This is a genomic window from Rickettsia endosymbiont of Rhinocyllus conicus (assembly GCF_964026465.1).
GTDB lineage: Bacteria > Pseudomonadota > Alphaproteobacteria > Rickettsiales > Rickettsiaceae > Rickettsia.
In genome coordinates this window covers 1,406,663-1,423,216 of the sequence record NZ_OZ032155.1, presented here as the reverse complement: position 1 = coordinate 1,423,216, position 16,554 = coordinate 1,406,663, and the positions used below count along the sequence as shown (strand labels likewise).

Below are 16,554 nucleotides of genomic sequence, written 5' to 3'. Positions count from 1 at the left end.
AAATGAGCGCGGCAATCTCATGAAGCAATAAAAAAACTCCTGAGATTGCTTCGTCAAATTACTTTGTAATTCTCCTCGCAATGACGTTTGTCACGAACGCAGTAGTTCCTTAGCCGCCTTTAAGCTTGCCTCAGTAATTGTTTTGCCTGAAATCATGCGGGCAAGTTCCTGCTGTCTTTCGGCTAAATTTAAAGCTTTTACTGTTACCTTTGTTTCTTTTTCTAATTGCATTTTCTCAATTTTTATATGCAAATCTGCTTTTCCCGCTACTTGAGGCTGGTGCGTTATAACTATCACTTGCGTAGCTGAGCTAAGCTTTTTGAGCCTTTCACCAACTTTATCTGCAACCTCACCGCCAATTCCCACATCTATTTCATCGAATATAATAGCAGGTTTAACCATTTTATTAAATAAGGAAGTTTTTAAAGCAAGCATAAATCTTGATAATTCACCGCCCGAAGCGATTTTATTAATTGCCTCTGGAGACATCCCCGGGTTGGTGGAAGCTTTAAAAACTATATCATCTATGCCATATGCTGCCGCTTCTTTTCTTTCTGCTATATTAACATGAAAAGTAGCTTTTTCCATTTTTAATTGCTTTAATTCATAGTGCAGCACCTCTTCTAAACGCTTTGCTGCCGCAAGACGTTTGCCCGATAAATCCTTACCAAGCTTATAATATTCTGTACTTAATTTTGCTTCTTGCACTTGCAATTCTGCTTGATTTGCTATTTTCCCTTTCAAGCTATTTAGCTGATTTAAAGATTCCTCTAAAAATGTCTTAAGTGTGTCAGCAGAAACATTATATTTCCGACTAATCGCTTTTATTGCAAATAATCTTTCTTCTATTTCTTCAAGGTTATAATCTAACTTGCTAAAATTTTCTAGAAGATTCGATAAATTTTGTCTCGCCTCTTCCAAATTATTATAAGCTTCTTCAAGATTTGTCGAAATATTTACGAATTCTTCATTTTGACTTTGCTTTGCTAATAGTTTCTCCGCTTTACTAATTGAGCTATTTATTTCAGGATTATTAACCTGCTCTAGAATATCTTTGATTAGCTGCAAATCCTTATCTTTATTTTGCAAATCTTTTCGTATATTTGTTAGCTGCTCTTCTTCACCTATTTGAACATTAAGCTTAGTCAGCTCTTCGGTTACGAAGTTTAAATAATCAATTTCTTGTTCTATAGAATTTTGTTTAAGTGCTATTTCGGCTATTTCATTACGGATATTCTGCCACGCTTGATAACACTTGGCAAGCTGCATACGAAGTTCTAAAAGATCTCCAAAATTATCTAAAATATCACGCTGCGTATTGATTTCTAAAAGGGAAATATTATTGTTTTGTCCGTGAAGTTCAAATAAATAAGTAGCTAATTGTTGCATAATAGCTTTATTAACTACTTGATTATTGATAAAGAAATTTTTGCGTCCCTCTGCTTTTTGGATGCATTTTATAAACAGTGATTCTTCTAATTCAATAAAATTTTGAGTTAGGAAATTTTTTATTTCATCATTTAATGAAAAGACTATATTAACGGCTGCATAATCTTTTCCATGCTTTATTATACCGGCACTTGAAGTTTTATAGCCTAAACAAAATAAAATAGCATCAAGTAAAATAGACTTACCGGCACCGGTTTCGCCGGTAATAACGCATAAACCATTAATAAATTCGATTTCTAACTCGTCTATCAGGATAAAGTTTCTAACTGAAAGACTATGAAACATAGTCTACTCGATGAATTTCAAAAATTGGCTTCGTCGTCCTACAAGTACTCCGGTACTCACGTATTAATATACGCTCCGTTCCTCGTCTTGTGGATTCCTTGCTCTTTTTGAAATTGATCTTCGTATACATACTATTTATTTACCAATATTGTATCCTTTAATTAATTTATAAGCATAGCTATACCATTTACTATCTGGATAGTTATGACCAAGAACCGAAGCATATTTCATTGCCTCATCCGGTAATCCAAGCATCATATAGCTTTCTGTCAAACGATATAAAGCTTCTACGCAATGAGAGGTAGTTTGATAATTTTCGACTACTTCTTCAAATCGATTAATTGCTGCCATTGGATTCTTTTTCTTTAAATAGAATCTACCAATTGTTAACTCTTTACCAGCTAAATGATCATTTACTAAATCAATTTTTAAAGATGAATCAATAGCATATTTAGTATTTGGGAATTTTGTAATTAGATCTTCAAAACTATCTTTAGCCAAGAAAGTTCTAGATTGATCATGATTCACATCAGAAATTAGCATATAATATGAAAGAGCTTTAAGGTAATATGCATAAGCAATATCAACATTTGCAGGATGTAGATTAATGAAAATATCGAGTACATCAACTGCCTCTTCATATTGAGCAGCAAGGAATAATGAGTAAGCCTGCATCAACTCTGCTTGCGGCGTAAATTCATTACCCGGATGCTGATAAAATATTTTTCCAAATTCTTCAGCAGCATTTTTATACTTCTTTTTCTCAAGCAGAGTAACACCCTCATTATAAAGAGTAGAAATAGGAGTAACTAAATCATCGTTACTTTTTTTGCTTTTACATCCGTTTAGAATTAGCCCTAGGCATAAAAGGGCACTTAATATTTTTGCTAATTTCATAAGAACTTAAATTCAGTTAATACCTAAATATACATATAGGTTTAAAGGATTTCAAGAATTCAATTTCTAAAATTTTGTAAACTTATATATTTTTGCTAGGTTTTGTGTGTTTTTGATAAGGGTTTTTATTATTTTAATAGAAACTAGAATTTATAATGTTTGAGCTTTTAAATCTTAAAAAAAGAAAAAGTACCCATAAGAGCAAATCTTATGAGTACTTTATCTTTAGAACTTAAATGTTAACAATTACGAAGTAACGCTGGTGGTACCACAATTAGCATTACCAGTACTACCTGATACCATAGATACTATGTCTGGAGCTTTAAATAATATTATAATTGCCGCAACTATAACTAAAGCTACTTCCCATTGTAGTTTTCCTCTAAGTGTTTGAATACCTAACACGATTATACCAACAACAGCTATACCTCTTGCTGTATTACCTCTAAATATTAAAATTACATTACATAATGCCGCACCTACTGGATCACCAACGCTACCTGTAGCTAAACTATCCATGGACATTGTTATAATAGCTAAACCAAGTACCATAAATAATAGACGTAGCGACATGTTGTAATCAATTAATTCTTCATTTAATTTACGCAAATTCATATTTTTTACCTCAATTATGATTAGTTATTTAAAGATTAATGTATATTCTATATACATATAAATCAACCTATAAATATATGTAATTTAGATTAATATACCAAAATATTGCAAAAATACTTGTTTTAAGTAACATTATAATCACATATTATGGTCTATAGTCTATAGTCTATGACTAACTACCAAATATATATACAAAAGTAAATAAAAATAACCATACTACATCAACAAAATGCCAATACCATGCTGCAAATTCAAATCCTAAATGCCCATTATTTTTAATAGCAAAGTCACCTCTTCTCGCCCTGAAATAGCATACTATTAAAAATATAGTACCTATAATTACATGTGCACCATGAAAGCCAGTTGCTAAATAAAAATTAGACGGATATATACCATCAGTAAATTTAAAAGCAGCATGGTAATATTCATATGCTTGCATACAAGTGAAGAATATTCCAAGAATTATAGTAAGACCAAGAGCCGTTACACAATCTTTTTGATTACGTTCTTCTAAGGCATAATGAGCCCAAGTAACAGTAGTACCAGATAAAAGTAATATTAAAGTATTAATAAAAGGAATATCAAATGGATCAAAAACTTTAATGTTAGGTGGCGACCATACGCCTTGTTTTATTACCCATACACCATCTAAAAGACCAACAGGTGATAAACTTGATTTAAAGAAAGATGCAAAAAATACTCCAAAAAACATTATTTCAGTTAAAATAAATAAAGCCATCCCAATTCTTAGACCATGTCTAACAGGCTCGGTATGACTATGATCTATTATTCCCTCTTTTATTACATCTCTCCACCAAGAATATAAGCAATAAGCTACTGAAATAACTCCAAAAGCTAGTATGTAATGGTTAAATTTATAGCTATGCATAAATGAAACGCCACCCGCAACTAAAATAAGTAAAGCAAATGAAGTTAAAATAGGCCAAGGGCTTGGATCAACTATATGAAATAAATGAGATTTAGTATTAGGATGAGAGTTATTCATTTTTATTTTTTTATTTCTGATTACACATGTAAATATAAATTATTATTTATTTAAAAGCAAATTTTACTACAAAATATCACCCAAAAAATATAAAAAATAGTACTTATTAACTGAAAATTACATTTTTTATCAATATAACAACTAAAACCTCTTGACTATTTATATTATTCAACTAATATATGAAACGCTAATGATGTTTAAGCTCCATTGTTGCAAGACCAATCTGTCAAAAACTTATAAGTCAAGTTTATGCCAGGGGTCTGTTATTATAAGTGAGTAAAATCATGAAGTATAATGGAGGTTGTTATATTGTAACAACGGAGCTTAACCCCTGGCACCCTATTTTTTCTTAATTCCTAATACATGAAAAGTAAAAAACACGATTTAAGCAATTTAGAGTCATATACTGATGAAGATGCTAACGTAATTTTAGGCTTAACTCTACAAGAAATTGAAATAATTAAATTTTTTGGTAGCGATAACTATTGCTGCGATATGAAAGAAGCTCTCTCTAAGATTGGGTATTGCTATAAAAAACTTGGGAATATTGAAGAAAGTAAGAAATATTTTGAACAAGCAGAGTTGTATAAACAGCCTACCCAAGACATAGAAAATATATATTCAGAACTTCTTGGATATGATAGCATTGAGGATTAAATCTTTTTGCTTAGTTTAATAGCAATTCTACAAATCGCTTTTACTACACTACTTGTTGCTTTCGCAAATATTGCTTGCTCGCTATCATTTATTATAGCCGTGTCTTTATGTTCAATCTCATCTAACCGAAATTTTACAATATTATCTAATAATTCTGGTTCAATGTTTTTATTTTCCAAATAATTTATTTGCTGTGCATAATGCTTCTCTATTACTTCTTCTACACTCTCCGTAACTAACATTGCTGTTTTTGTACCAATTTTAGAAGATACAGCCCCAAGTAAAAATCCATAATGATGCCAAAAAGATAATAAGGCAGTAGGTCTTACTTTCTTCTCTAATAATTTTTTCTCAAAATAATTTAGATGCACTTCTTCTTGCTCTAGCATCTCTTTAATTAATACATAGTCATTTTGAGATTTAGTATACTTTAACTGTCCTTGATAAATCCTTTTTGCTCCATACTCACCAGCATGGTTAACTCTAATTATCTCTTGAATTTGTTTATCAGGATCAGAAAAATCAGGTCTTGGCATAATGATATATTCCTTTAATGTCATTCGTAGCTAAAAGCAGGGATGACATCAACGATTTTTTGTAAAAGATCAAACCCAGCAGGATTTAATTTATAATCCACTTCCGCTTGTTGCAATATTCTTAAAGTCTTCAAGCACTCAGCTAGACTAAGGCTATTTGCTATTTTGGTAAAATCATTAATATACTGATAAAAAATAGGCGGTGATAGCGATTTTATTGCAGAATCAACACGCTCCCCATTTTTTACTTTCGACAACACTATATATAAATTTAGATAATGCCTTATTAAGGCTCTAATCATCAGCACTTCATTTATATTTTGCTTTTTTAATATATCTAGTTCTTTTAAAAAACTGACGTAATTTTTTTGTGAAAAGTACATTGCTAAATCGCTACCATTAGCTATGATCTCACTACTTAGCACCTCTTTAATGTCATTTAAGGTAACTTCTTGTTTATCATGCACAAAATATATCAACTTATTTATCTCGTTGGAAACTAACTCATGATCCCCTTTTAAATGATTTTTTAAATAAATGAGTGCTTCCCTATCTATAATTTTATTACATTTAGCTAATTTTTCTAAAACTATCTTCTCAATTTTTGCTTCATCATCATGATAACAAGCAAGCGAAGCTAGTGATTCTTCAGTTTCAAAAAATTTTCTAAAGCTGCTGCTTGAGGTAATATCTTCACCAATAAATACAGGAAAATTAATATAATTATCATTTAGAATTACTTTTAAATTCTTATCAATTGAATTTTCCACACCTTTAATTCTAATTAATTCTTTCTGATTGAAGAAATTAGGCGAATTAAGTAATATCTCTAAAGAAGAAATATTAAGGTCACTATATTCTATAGAAGTTTGCAGCATGTTAAACTTTTTCACTAAGTGACGGCAAATTTTATCTATATAACCTTTATCAGGACCATATAATAATAGAGCCTTAACCTTACCACTGGCTATTAATTCAAATAAACGATTAATTTGCAAAAAATAGAATTTCATAAATTATTATTTCGAGTAAAGTATAAAATTAGTCTGCTGCGAATTTCTTCAGCTGCCGCATAGGCAAGGTCTATTCCTGTTTCATCTCTCTCAACACTTGAAGCATAAGGGGTAAAAATAGAATTATATGATGTTGATTGATAAAATTTTTCTTTGATTAATATTTTTTGGCTTTCTATATCAACTAATTGATATTTGACTAACTGATTAATATACTCCCTTAAAACATTCGAGTTTTTTTCTATGGTAGCAGGCGTAGTAGCTCCTGCTAATTCTGCCTTAAGAATATATTTTGCTTTTGTTTTTTGTGGCAAGATACTTGTTAATCGGTGATAAAATTCAGACCCTTCTATTGTTTTAATAGGCTCTACCTCAATAGATTCTAAATTTTTAACTACCTCACTATTACTATATTCTGTATTATAAACAGGTTTTAAATTACAACCATTTACAAATACGAGTAGGAAAACAATAAATAAATAACGCATAATTTTTTAGACTTTTTTTGATTATAAGATGCTGGTTGGATTATAAGTGTCATTGCGAGCGAATGAAATGAGCGTGGCAATCTCATGAGGTAGTATAATATTCCTGAGATTGCCTCTGCCCTCGGCATTGCCTCTCCTCACAATGACGATTCCCAATTCACGGGCAACTCTGCTCCAGGATAACAAATAATCCCCTAACATCTTTTTATATTAATATCAGTTTATTTTGCTTTTGTGAAAGGAAATTATGATAATTACTTTTTATTAATATTTAATATAAGATTTATTAATTTATGTTAACATACTTAAACAAGATTTGTATATTGCCGACTCGAAATAAATTTAGAGAAACATATGCACTTAAGATCATAATAATATGGTAAAAACCTTTAACACAACAGGAAAATGGCTTTTTAAGGCTATTAAAAATCTTACTAAACCAAATGATGAAATAAAGCTAGTAAATTATAAATTTCAATACGAAAAATTATTTGAAACAAAAAATTCAACAAATAAATTTGAGCTACCGTCATTACCAAAAGAAACAGCAAAGTTAGTAGTAACAGCAAAACAAGAATTATTGAAAGCACAACAATTAATGGGCTTTGACGCTGATGGTAAGCTCATATATTTTGATGAAATTCAAAATTATGCATATGAAGCAAATAGTGAAATAATTAAAATAACTGCTGCTAGCGGAGGTAAAAAAGTAGAAGTAATACAAGATTTTCCTCTACAAACAGCAACTAATATAGATTTTATTTCGGAGAGAGTAAAGTTAGTAAAAGAGGCAATGAAGCAGCCAGAAAATTTAATACGAACTGAATCTCATGACGGATATGAAACAAAATTTTATCAAGTTGAAAATTTAGGCGAAATGCCAGTCACCGAATTATAAATCTACGTATATCATTCCTGTTCTCACAGGAATGATATACGAACAACCACGATTTACCTTAGCCGAACTTCAACATATCAGCTATCCACTCCCATAGGCAGGACATAATAATTATTATCATCCATAAAACCTTTTTTATACATATAATTTTCTAAATCAGGTACTAGTTTTATCATTTCATCAAGTAATACATACTCTTCATTTTTAATTGCTAAACTTAATACCTTATCTAATATTAATTTCTCACTATACTTTAATTTATCCCTACTATTCTTGGTCATAGAGCATATATAATGCTTACAAAGATACAGTTTATCTTTAAAAAATTGTAACGTATTTTCAACTGTTATCCCATCATCACTATTATTTATGTTATATTGCTGTCCCATTAATCCCTCCTAAATCATCTATTTTATTATTCCCTAGTAATTCGTCCTCGCAATCTACCATTTTTTCATTAGGCGAATCAGACAAATACGAATTATAACTAATAGCATCTCTCCCATAGTCATTCAGTATTACTTTTATTTTACTAATTTCTTTCTTTGATAGCACTTTACTAAAGCCATATTTTTCTCCAAACATAAGAGGAGTCAAATTTTCCTTATTCTTTTCTGTTATTAGTTTAGGTTTACATTGCAGTAATATTTCTATCATTTCTGCATCTGCTTTTGCTTTATTTTTAAGTGCTATATGCAGTACATTATGACCTTCCGAATTAGTATAATCTATATATTCAGGATCATAATTTAATATTGTTTTTACTAACTTTTTTTTATTTGACATCACTGCTTGATGAAAAACATCTTTATTCTGTTTTAAATTAACAGCTATATAAAATTTTAAATTTTCTTCATTTCCTTTATCATATAAATATTGCAAAAACTTTAAACTATCTGGAGTTTCTTTAGTATCTTTAATAAATAATGATTTTGATTCTCTAATAGGTACTTTACCGCTAGCAACTTTTTTCTCATAACGTTTTATTACTTTTTTAATTTTACTATTTTGTTCATTTTGAGCTTCTATGCCAAAACCATATATTTCACCGAACATATAAGGATTTAGACTTTGATTGTCTATTCTTTCTACTAAATAAGGTTCATTTTCCAATAATATTTTTACCATTTCTGCATCTACTATACCAGCAAGAGCTTTATGCAGAATATTATGTCCCTCTAATTTAGTTTTTACGTCTATTAAATCAGAATTTATTGCCAATATATCTTTTACTAATTCTTTCTTATTTTGTTCTACTGCTTGACAAAAAATACTTTGATTATGTTCATTGATAGACTTAAAATATTTTTTTAATTCATTTTTATTTAAATTTTCACAATCTTTTAAATCTAATTCTTTACAATCTGAAAGAATTGGTGCTGAAGTAGGTGTAGTTATTCTATCTTCTTCAGAATTAGGTGGAGGTGGTAAATCTTCTGATTTGCTTTTTTTTGTAACACTTAAATCTAAACTAGGTACGGATAATTGTTTTTTTTGCTTCTTCATTTTTTTTCCTAAATTATAATAATTAGAGCTTAAAATAATAAATTATAATGGTTTAGGCTTTTTTAAACTTGATCTTGCGGGGGTTGGTCATCTCCTACTAATTCGAGTTCTTGTTTTTGGCAAAATCTTGCTAATTTAGGTTCTATTTCCAACATCTTTGCTACTAAATCCTTTTCGCCATTATCATGTGCTTAACGAAAAATATTTTCAATGATTTCTTTATCATAACTAGTAACATAGTGTTTTAGCATGTTAGAACTTTCAGAATTTTCTTTTTTAAGAAGACTTGCTGTTTTAAGAAATTGTAAATCTAATGGCTGAAATTTTTCTTGTAAAATTAAAGATTCTATAATTGCTTCTTCTTTTCTAGGAGTAATTGAATTATAGATATCATTTATATTACTATTGGGGGGTATGTTTAAGTTAGTTATATATTTAGTCATCATTTCTCCTAAATTGATAAAAATTAAATTCTTAGTAATTTAAAGTTTATAAATTTAGAAGAAACAACACAATAACCAGAGTTGAATTTGATATTATTTAATTGATTAACGATTGTTAATTTATCACAACTAAATTAGTTACTGAAGCTTTATATTTTCTGTATTCCATTCATGAGAAACATTATTATATTTAAGTATATACGGCTTAGTGTCTATGGAATCTAAAGTTATGTCTGCACTCATTTCATCATGAGACGAAATAATTTCATTGTAACCAAAATGAGCATAATATGGTTGGTAATTTTTAAACCTTATAGTTATAAATTTATCTTTAGTAATATTCGGCATAAGCTTTATTAAATCATCAAGATTATTTAGCTTTAAATCTTTCATCTCAAAAATTTGTAGTCTGTAAACATTTTTATAGTCTTTAGTAAAAAATGTTGGTATAGAGCTAAAACTACTACCGGACTGAACAGAAGCTATAGCTAGGGATTTAAGTGGAATGCCTGATTTATTACTAAAATAATCATCTACTTCAAAAAATATAGCACCGCCAAAATTTACCATTCTACTGATTTTATTATTATTGACGTTATATAGATTTACTGTTTGCTCAAGCTTTTTCCCATCACGGAATATAACAAGTTTCGTAACGGCGTTTTTAGAATTGTCCATTTCTCTATCAAACATCGCTAAATTACCACCTAGCTCTTTATCATTAATAGCCCAAATAATATCACCGGCTTTCAAGACTTTTTCAGCAGGCGAACCGGCTAAAACCGTCTTAACGCTTATAACTCTATTTCTACTATCGGGAAATTTCTTTATATATTTATCCATTTCTTCTTTAGGGAAATTATTATGTCTAACAGCTTTATTTAATGAATATAGATCGCTTATTATTCCCATATGCTGTCTTATCGGTTCTTTATTATTCTTTAAGCTTTCTAAAGTGCGGATTACATAATCGCCGTGCAACGCTAAAGAGTGGGTCTTACCACCACCATATAATACGCCTATAGCCTCAATTTTATCATTAAGCACTGGTGAGCCACTAGCACCACCAGTAATATTTAAATTAATTATATAAGTACCTTGCGGCATCATACCATCAATATTATATAGATCAGATAAATAACCTGTATGGAAAGAAAAACCTTGTGCTTCGGTGTTACCGACTACAAAAACTTTCTGATTTAATTTCGGAGATTCGCTAGAAAATGGTATTTCCATTGCCGACTCCGGTATATCGTTACTAACCACTTTTAAAACGGCATAATCTTGCCAAATATCATAATATATTAATTTTGCCTCAGCTTGCTCACCATTATAAAAGGTAACAAAATAAGTACCGATTGCACTAAGCCCAATAACGTGAGTGTTAGTAATTATATAACCATTTTTCTTATCATTAATAAATCCGGTTCCTGTCCAGCTATTTGTATCTTCATAAGCTGATACAGCAATTCTAGTATCAATCGTTACAATCGCTTTCTTAGCTTTTTCAAATATAGTACTACTTATTTCCGACGACGCTAAAACTATATTATTTAATAAAAATAGATTAACGATAAATAAAATTTTTGGTAAAATTAATAATTTTTTCATTCCCACCTCTTGTAAAATCATTAGATCAGCACTATATCAAATAAAAAGCAATAAACAAAATAAAAAATTAATAGAGGATTTATGGGAAAAGTAATAGGTATAGATCTTGGAACTACCAACTCTTGCGTTGCAGTGATGGAAGGTAAGGAGCCAAAAGTAATAGAAAACTCTGAAGGTGAGAGAACTACGCCGTCGATTATAGCTTTCGCAAATGGTGAAAAGTTAGTTGGGCAGTCCGCTAAAAGACAGGCTGTAACTAACCCACGTAATACTGTATATGCAGTAAAAAGATTAATCGGTAGAAATTTTACCGATCCAATGGTTAAAAAAGATCAAGAAATAGTGCCATATAATATAGTTAAAGCTGATAATGGTGATGCATGGGTTGAAGTTGAAGGGAAAAAACATTCACCTAGCCAAATTAGTGCTTTCATTTTACAAAAAATGAAAGAAACAGCTGAAAATTATTTAGGTGAAAAAGTAACACAAGCAGTTATTACTGTGCCTGCTTATTTTAATGATGCACAGCGTCAAGCAACAAAAGATGCTGGTAAAATCGCTGGGCTTGAAGTACTTCGAATAATCAACGAACCAACTGCGGCAGCTCTTGCTTATGGTTTTGATAAATCAGCAAGCAAAACTATTGCGGTTTATGATCTTGGTGGTGGAACATTCGACGTTTCAATCCTTGAAATTGGTGATGGTGTTTTTGAAGTAAAATCAACTAACGGCGATACATTCCTTGGTGGTGAAGATTTTGATACAAGAGTATTAGAGCATTTAATAAATACATTCAAAAAAGAAAGTGGGATTGATTTACGTAACGATCCACTTGCACTTCAGCGTTTAAAAGAAGCAGCTGAGAAAGCTAAAAAAGAATTGTCATCTGCATTAACTACTGATATTAATTTGCCTTATATCACAGCTGATAGTAGCGGTCCAAAACATTTAAATATTAAATTTACTAGAGCAGAACTTGAAAAATTAGTCGATGATTTAATTGAGAAAACCATAGAACCTTGCCGCAAAGCTTTAAAGGATGCAGGCTTAAAAGCTGCCGATATTCAAGAAGTAGTGCTAGTTGGTGGTATGACTAGAATGCCGAAAGTACAAGAAGCGGTGGAAAAATTCTTCGGGCGTGCTCCACATAAAGGCGTGAATCCTGATGAGGTTGTAGCTCTTGGTGCAGCGATCCAAGGTGGAGTATTAAACAAAGAAGTAACTGATATATTATTATTAGACGTTACACCTCTATCTCTTGGTATTGAAACTTTAGGCGGCGTATTTACAAGATTAATCGATCGTAACACCACAATCCCAAGTAAGAAAAGCCAAGTATTTTCTACTGCCGATGATAATCAGCATGCAGTAACTATTAGGGTATTCCAAGGTGAGCGTGAAATGGCAAAAGATAATAAAATGCTTGGTCAGTTTAATCTAGAAGGAATCCCTCCTGCTCCACGTGGCGTGCCGCAAATAGAAGTGACTTTTGATATTGATGCAAACGGCATAGTCCATGTTTCGGCTAAAGATAAAGCTAGTGGTAAAGAGCAAAGAGTAACAATACAGGCTTCCGGCGGTCTTAGCGATGCGGAAATCGAGCAAATGGTTAAAGATGCTGAGAAAAATGCCGATGAGGATAAAAAACGTAAAGAGCTTATTGAAGCAAAAAATGCTGCTGATAGCTTAATTTATTCTACTGAAAAAACCTTAACAGATTATAGCGATAAATTATCGTCTGAAGATAAAGGAGCGGTAGAAGATGCTTTATCTGCTTTAAAAGCTGTTTTAGATTCAGAAGATGCTGCATTAATTAAAGAAAAAACCGAAAGCTTAACCGCTGCTAGTATGAAAATCGGCGAAGCGATGTATAAAGCACAAAGCGATGCTGGTGCTGCTGGTAGTGCTTCTGAAGAAAATACTGCTAGCAACGAAAAAGTAGTAGACGCAGACTTTGAAGATGTAGAGAAGAAGTAAAGTAGAACGTCGTTGCGAGGAGCGTAGCTTTGTTGCAATCTCATTAAACATCCTGAGATTGCTTCGTCAATTACTTTGTAATTTCCTCGCAATGACGTTTTATTAGTTATACATAGCCCCAAACAACCATATAATATAATTTCATGTCACAAGATTATTATCAAATCCTTGGAGTTAGCAAAACAGCAAGCAGTGCTGATCTTAAAAAAGCCTATCACAAGTTAGCCAAACAATATCACCCTGATAATGCCGCAGCTGGTGATACAAACGCCGAGAAAAAATTTAAAGAAATCAATGCCGCTTATGAAGTTTTAAAAGACGAACAGAAAAGAGCAGCTTATGACCGATTTGGACATGATGCTTTCCAAAATCAACAAGCAAGAGGCGGAGCTGGCAGTCAGGGCGGTCATCCTTTCGGTGCTGATATCAACGATATATTTGGTGATTTCTTTAGCGACTTTATGGGCGGTGGTGGCAGAAGAAAGCCAACTTCAAGTAAGGTTAGAGGCTCTGATTTAAAATATAATCTTACTATTAATTTAGAAGAAGCATTTCATGGCGTAGAGAAAAATATCAGTTTTTCCAGTGAAGTAAAATGCGATACTTGTCATGGTAGCGGCTCTGAAAAAGGGGAAACTGCAACTACTTGCGATGCTTGTGGCGGCGTAGGTGCAACTAGAGTTCAGCAAGGCTTTTTTATGATTGAACAAACTTGTCATAAATGTCAAGGTAATGGTCAAATTATCAAGAACCCTTGTAAAAAATGCCACGGCTTGGGGCGTTACCACAAGCAGCGAAATTTATCTGTAAATATTCCCGCAGGTGTTGAAAATGGTACTCGAATAAGACATCCAGGCGAAGGTGAAGCAGGTATTAGAGGCGGCAATAATGGCGATTTATATGTTGATATCGCAATAAAACCTCATGATATTTATAAGGTAGATGGAGCAAATTTACATTGCAAACTACCTATTAGTTTTGTAAATGCTGCCCTTGGCGGAGAAGTAGCGGTGCCGGTAATTGAAGGCGGCAAAGTAAATCTAACCATCCCAGCAGGAACACAAAACGGTGATCAGCTAAGATTACGCGGCAAAGGTATGTCTAAAATAAGGTCAACTATTAGAGGCGATATGCTTGCACATGTGCATGTTGAAGTGCCTAAAAATTTATCAAAAAGACAAAAAGAATTATTAGAAGAATTGAGAAAAGAATCCGTAAATGAAAAAGAAAATGATGGCAGCTTTTTTAACAAAATGAAAAGTTTATGGTCATAAAATTAAGTTTAACTTTTTTCTAGAAATAAAACCTTTGATGTTATAAGATATCTTATATGTCATTCCATTCCCGCTTGATGCTGGTCTTGTTGCATGGCTCAAAAAACGTCATTGCGAACGAACGAAGTGAGTGTGGCAATCCAGAGAAAATAATAAAAAATACTATAAGTTAGCATTTTTTTACTTCCTTGCTTCGTCAATTACTTCGTAATTTCCTTAGCTCAGACGGAAAAACTAATCCACACGGGCAAACCTCACGCTAGAATGACACCAAACAATACTATATATCAGAGGTTTTTATGCCTTACAAAAACACAATACCGACCTACCCGATTCAGTCAAAAATCATCTTCCAAAGCACGCTCAAGATATTTATCGTGAAGCTTTTAACCATGCATTTGAACAATATAAATCTCCTGAAAAAAGACGGGATAACGATTCTAGAGAAACCGTTGCACATAAAGTAGCATGGTCAGCTGTGGAAAAGAAATATCATAAAAACGATAAGGGCGATTGGGTAAGTAATTAGATTTTAAATTATTTTTTTCACAGTCCCATAATAACATTTTAGATTAGATTCAATCATGCAAAGAAAAAAAGAAGAATATTCAAAATTAATCTATAACTCTTTCTTAATTTTTAAAATTAAAAAAGTAGCACTTCCTACTTTTAAAGTTTTTCAAAAAGAAGTAACTAAGAAATATCCTAATATTTCTATTAAAATTGATACTCAAACTATAATAAAAGAGATGGTTGACTCATTTTCAAAAGCTTTGTCTTCTTTATTTGAAGAAGATGATATAGAGTTTGATAATTTACGTTATGCCGGAGGATATGTTTTAGGTTTTTTTTCATCTAATTTATGGACTCATTGGAAAGGTGAATATCTCTATCCTAAAATTCCAGAATATCAAAATCTAATGTTTTTAAGATCAATGTATCTTTATAGTAAAATTGATTATATGCTTAATTACCAATATACTGATAAAATACAAAGAATTTATAATTATTTTACTCAATCCGATCAGAGTAATATTATCCATGCGAATGATTCTAAGGACAACCTAGTATCATTAGAAGATTTTAAAAAGCAAAAAAAAACTTATAATAATCAAAAATTTGCCGATTCGCTTACTAATTATTTAGAAAATTTACTTTTGCAAGAGCATTACAAAGCTTTTGATAAAATTAATATAGATAATAACTTAAACAACATAAGCAACCTTTTTGAAAGGAATGAGATAATGGAATTAATTAGTTCTATTAAATCATCAAATTGAACCGACTATAGTATACTCGTTTTATTTGAAAAATTGGCTATGTCGTCTTTGTAACCCTCAGATGCTCACGTACCTTTGTACGCTCCGCTCCTCGGCTTACAGACTCCATGCCCTTTTCCAAATAAAACTTCATCTACCCAACTTTTCATTTATTAGCAGTATATCCTGAATTGAGAGCAGGTAGCTAGTTGTTCGCCAGTTTGCCTATTAGTTATAAGCGTTTGTATTAATGCATGTTGCCAAATCCAATTGAGTTTAATTATGTAGGATTGTTAATAATTCATCTTGTGTTTAACGGTGCCAATGTGGGGATTTGAACCCCAGACCTACGCATTACGAATGCGCCGCTCTACCAGCTGAGCTACATCGGCAAGAATTTAAAATAAGAAAATTATTTTGAAAGTATTATTGTGGAAGTACTAGGAAATTAATTTAATTTTTTGGTATTACTAACCAAGTATAGATATCGTCATAAGCTATGCAACTACAAGGAGCGTGGCAATCCAGGAAAAATAATAAAAATGCTATGCATTTTACTAGATTGCTTCGTCAAAACTTATAGTTTTTCCTCGCAATGACGATATCTATTGCTTCGATGTCATTCCCGCATGAGGATTTG

General features: G+C 31.5%; 17 protein-coding genes and 1 tRNA gene. 6 read left to right on the top strand and 12 right to left on the bottom strand.

What is annotated here, in order from left to right; translation table 11 throughout:
- Positions 1-90: 90 nt before the first annotated feature.
- From recN to AAGD54_RS07645, 4 genes are all read right to left on the bottom strand, one after another.
- Complete coding sequence (recN, locus tag AAGD54_RS07660) at positions 91-1,734, bottom strand: DNA repair protein RecN (protein WP_341794514.1); 1,644 nt, start codon at positions 1,732-1,734, stop codon at positions 91-93.
- 135 nt (positions 1,735-1,869) lie between these two features.
- Positions 1,870-2,631, bottom strand: coding sequence for an outer membrane protein assembly factor BamD (locus tag AAGD54_RS07655; RefSeq protein WP_341788330.1), 762 nt, complete (start codon positions 2,629-2,631; stop codon positions 1,870-1,872).
- 246 nt (positions 2,632-2,877) lie between these two features.
- Positions 2,878-3,246, bottom strand: coding sequence for a TrbC/VirB2 family protein (locus AAGD54_RS07650; protein WP_341788331.1), 369 nt, complete (start codon positions 3,244-3,246; stop codon positions 2,878-2,880).
- Positions 3,247-3,418: 172 nt separating this feature from the next.
- On the bottom strand, positions 3,419-4,252 hold the full coding sequence (locus AAGD54_RS07645; RefSeq protein ID WP_341794513.1) for a cytochrome c oxidase subunit 3: 834 nt from the start codon (positions 4,250-4,252) through the stop codon (positions 3,419-3,421).
- 363 nt (positions 4,253-4,615) lie between these two features.
- Between AAGD54_RS07645 and AAGD54_RS07640 the strand changes: the two genes are divergently transcribed.
- Positions 4,616-4,909, top strand: coding sequence for a tetratricopeptide repeat protein (locus tag AAGD54_RS07640; RefSeq protein WP_341788333.1), 294 nt, complete (start codon positions 4,616-4,618; stop codon positions 4,907-4,909).
- On the opposite strand, the gene AAGD54_RS07635 is transcribed toward AAGD54_RS07640, so the two are convergent.
- The 3 genes from AAGD54_RS07635 to AAGD54_RS07625 are packed head-to-tail and all read right to left on the bottom strand — an operon-like array spanning position 4,906 to position 6,946.
- Positions 4,906-5,445 carry a demethoxyubiquinone hydroxylase family protein gene (locus AAGD54_RS07635; RefSeq protein ID WP_341789241.1) on the bottom strand — a complete coding sequence of 180 codons (540 nt, stop codon included), beginning with the start codon at positions 5,443-5,445 and terminating at the stop codon, positions 4,906-4,908. The two genes, AAGD54_RS07640 and AAGD54_RS07635, sit on opposite strands and share 4 nt — an antisense overlap.
- A 20-nt stretch (positions 5,446-5,465) precedes the next feature.
- A complete protein-coding gene (gene holA, locus AAGD54_RS07630; protein WP_341794512.1) occupies positions 5,466-6,458 on the bottom strand; it encodes a DNA polymerase III subunit delta in 993 nt (330 codons plus the stop codon).
- Positions 6,455-6,946 (bottom strand): hypothetical protein, encoded by a 492-nt coding sequence (locus tag AAGD54_RS07625; protein WP_341788335.1) that lies wholly within the window; start codon positions 6,944-6,946, stop codon positions 6,455-6,457. Before AAGD54_RS07625 ends, holA begins: the two co-directional genes overlap by 4 nt.
- A 376-nt stretch (positions 6,947-7,322) precedes the next feature.
- Between AAGD54_RS07625 and AAGD54_RS07620 the strand changes: the two genes are divergently transcribed.
- A complete protein-coding gene (locus AAGD54_RS07620; RefSeq protein ID WP_341788336.1) occupies positions 7,323-7,844 on the top strand; it encodes a hypothetical protein in 522 nt (173 codons plus the stop codon).
- 77 nt (positions 7,845-7,921) lie between these two features.
- Here AAGD54_RS07620 and AAGD54_RS07615 read toward each other — a convergent pair whose 3' ends face one another.
- The 4 genes from AAGD54_RS07615 to AAGD54_RS07600 form a co-directional block, all read right to left on the bottom strand.
- On the bottom strand, positions 7,922-8,233 hold the full coding sequence (locus tag AAGD54_RS07615; RefSeq protein WP_341788337.1) for a hypothetical protein: 312 nt from the start codon (positions 8,231-8,233) through the stop codon (positions 7,922-7,924).
- Positions 8,217-9,350 (bottom strand): ankyrin repeat domain-containing protein, encoded by a 1,134-nt coding sequence (locus AAGD54_RS07610; RefSeq protein WP_341788338.1) that lies wholly within the window; start codon positions 9,348-9,350, stop codon positions 8,217-8,219. The genes AAGD54_RS07615 and AAGD54_RS07610 overlap by 17 nt, the downstream gene beginning before the upstream one ends.
- A 191-nt stretch (positions 9,351-9,541) precedes the next feature.
- Positions 9,542-9,796 (bottom strand): hypothetical protein, encoded by a 255-nt coding sequence (locus AAGD54_RS07605; RefSeq protein ID WP_341794511.1) that lies wholly within the window; start codon positions 9,794-9,796, stop codon positions 9,542-9,544.
- Between the two features lie 135 nt (positions 9,797-9,931).
- Positions 9,932-11,425 (bottom strand): S1C family serine protease, encoded by a 1,494-nt coding sequence (locus AAGD54_RS07600; protein WP_341794510.1) that lies wholly within the window; start codon positions 11,423-11,425, stop codon positions 9,932-9,934.
- Between the two features lie 60 nt (positions 11,426-11,485).
- Between AAGD54_RS07600 and dnaK the strand changes: the two genes are divergently transcribed.
- From dnaK to AAGD54_RS07580, 4 genes are all read left to right on the top strand, one after another.
- Entirely contained in the window at positions 11,486-13,381 is a 1,896-nt protein-coding gene (gene dnaK, locus AAGD54_RS07595) for a molecular chaperone DnaK (protein ID WP_341788341.1), read from the top strand.
- Positions 13,382-13,524: 143 nt separating this feature from the next.
- Positions 13,525-14,655: a molecular chaperone DnaJ gene (gene dnaJ, locus AAGD54_RS07590; RefSeq protein ID WP_341794509.1), complete on the top strand. Its 1,131-nt coding sequence runs from the start codon at positions 13,525-13,527 to the stop codon at positions 14,653-14,655.
- Positions 14,656-14,932: 277 nt separating this feature from the next.
- Complete coding sequence (locus AAGD54_RS07585; protein WP_341795205.1) at positions 14,933-15,184, top strand: ChaB family protein; 252 nt, start codon at positions 14,933-14,935, stop codon at positions 15,182-15,184.
- A gap of 55 nt (positions 15,185-15,239) precedes the next feature.
- Complete coding sequence (locus tag AAGD54_RS07580; RefSeq protein WP_341794508.1) at positions 15,240-15,935, top strand: hypothetical protein; 696 nt, start codon at positions 15,240-15,242, stop codon at positions 15,933-15,935.
- Between the two features lie 298 nt (positions 15,936-16,233).
- On the opposite strand, the gene AAGD54_RS07570 is transcribed toward AAGD54_RS07580, so the two are convergent.
- A tRNA-Thr gene (locus AAGD54_RS07570) sits at positions 16,234-16,306 on the bottom strand.
- Positions 16,307-16,554 lie beyond the last annotated feature (248 nt).

What these genes read in the sequence shown, in the direction of transcription:
- recN (WP_341794514.1), bottom strand. Translation starts at nt 1,734, where the DNA reads ATGTTTCATAGTCTTTCAGTTAGAAACTTTATCCTGATAGACGAGTTA.
- AAGD54_RS07655 (WP_341788330.1), bottom strand. Translation starts at nt 2,631, where the DNA reads ATGAAATTAGCAAAAATATTAAGTGCCCTTTTATGCCTAGGGCTAATT.
- AAGD54_RS07650 (WP_341788331.1), bottom strand. Translation starts at nt 3,246, where the DNA reads ATGAATTTGCGTAAATTAAATGAAGAATTAATTGATTACAACATGTCG.
- AAGD54_RS07645 (WP_341794513.1), bottom strand. Translation starts at nt 4,252, where the DNA reads ATGAATAACTCTCATCCTAATACTAAATCTCATTTATTTCATATAGTT.
- AAGD54_RS07640 (WP_341788333.1), top strand. Translation starts at nt 4,616, where the DNA reads ATGAAAAGTAAAAAACACGATTTAAGCAATTTAGAGTCATATACTGAT.
- AAGD54_RS07635 (WP_341789241.1), bottom strand. Translation starts at nt 5,445, where the DNA reads ATGCCAAGACCTGATTTTTCTGATCCTGATAAACAAATTCAAGAGATA.
- holA (WP_341794512.1), bottom strand. Translation starts at nt 6,458, where the DNA reads ATGAAATTCTATTTTTTGCAAATTAATCGTTTATTTGAATTAATAGCC.
- AAGD54_RS07625 (WP_341788335.1), bottom strand. Translation starts at nt 6,946, where the DNA reads ATGCGTTATTTATTTATTGTTTTCCTACTCGTATTTGTAAATGGTTGT.
- AAGD54_RS07620 (WP_341788336.1), top strand. Translation starts at nt 7,323, where the DNA reads ATGGTAAAAACCTTTAACACAACAGGAAAATGGCTTTTTAAGGCTATT.
- AAGD54_RS07615 (WP_341788337.1), bottom strand. Translation starts at nt 8,233, where the DNA reads ATGGGACAGCAATATAACATAAATAATAGTGATGATGGGATAACAGTT.
- AAGD54_RS07610 (WP_341788338.1), bottom strand. Translation starts at nt 9,350, where the DNA reads ATGAAGAAGCAAAAAAAACAATTATCCGTACCTAGTTTAGATTTAAGT.
- AAGD54_RS07605 (WP_341794511.1), bottom strand. Translation starts at nt 9,796, where the DNA reads ATGATGACTAAATATATAACTAACTTAAACATACCCCCCAATAGTAAT.
- AAGD54_RS07600 (WP_341794510.1), bottom strand. Translation starts at nt 11,425, where the DNA reads ATGATTTTACAAGAGGTGGGAATGAAAAAATTATTAATTTTACCAAAA.
- dnaK (WP_341788341.1), top strand. Translation starts at nt 11,486, where the DNA reads ATGGGAAAAGTAATAGGTATAGATCTTGGAACTACCAACTCTTGCGTT.
- dnaJ (WP_341794509.1), top strand. Translation starts at nt 13,525, where the DNA reads ATGTCACAAGATTATTATCAAATCCTTGGAGTTAGCAAAACAGCAAGC.
- AAGD54_RS07580 (WP_341794508.1), top strand. Translation starts at nt 15,240, where the DNA reads ATGCAAAGAAAAAAAGAAGAATATTCAAAATTAATCTATAACTCTTTC.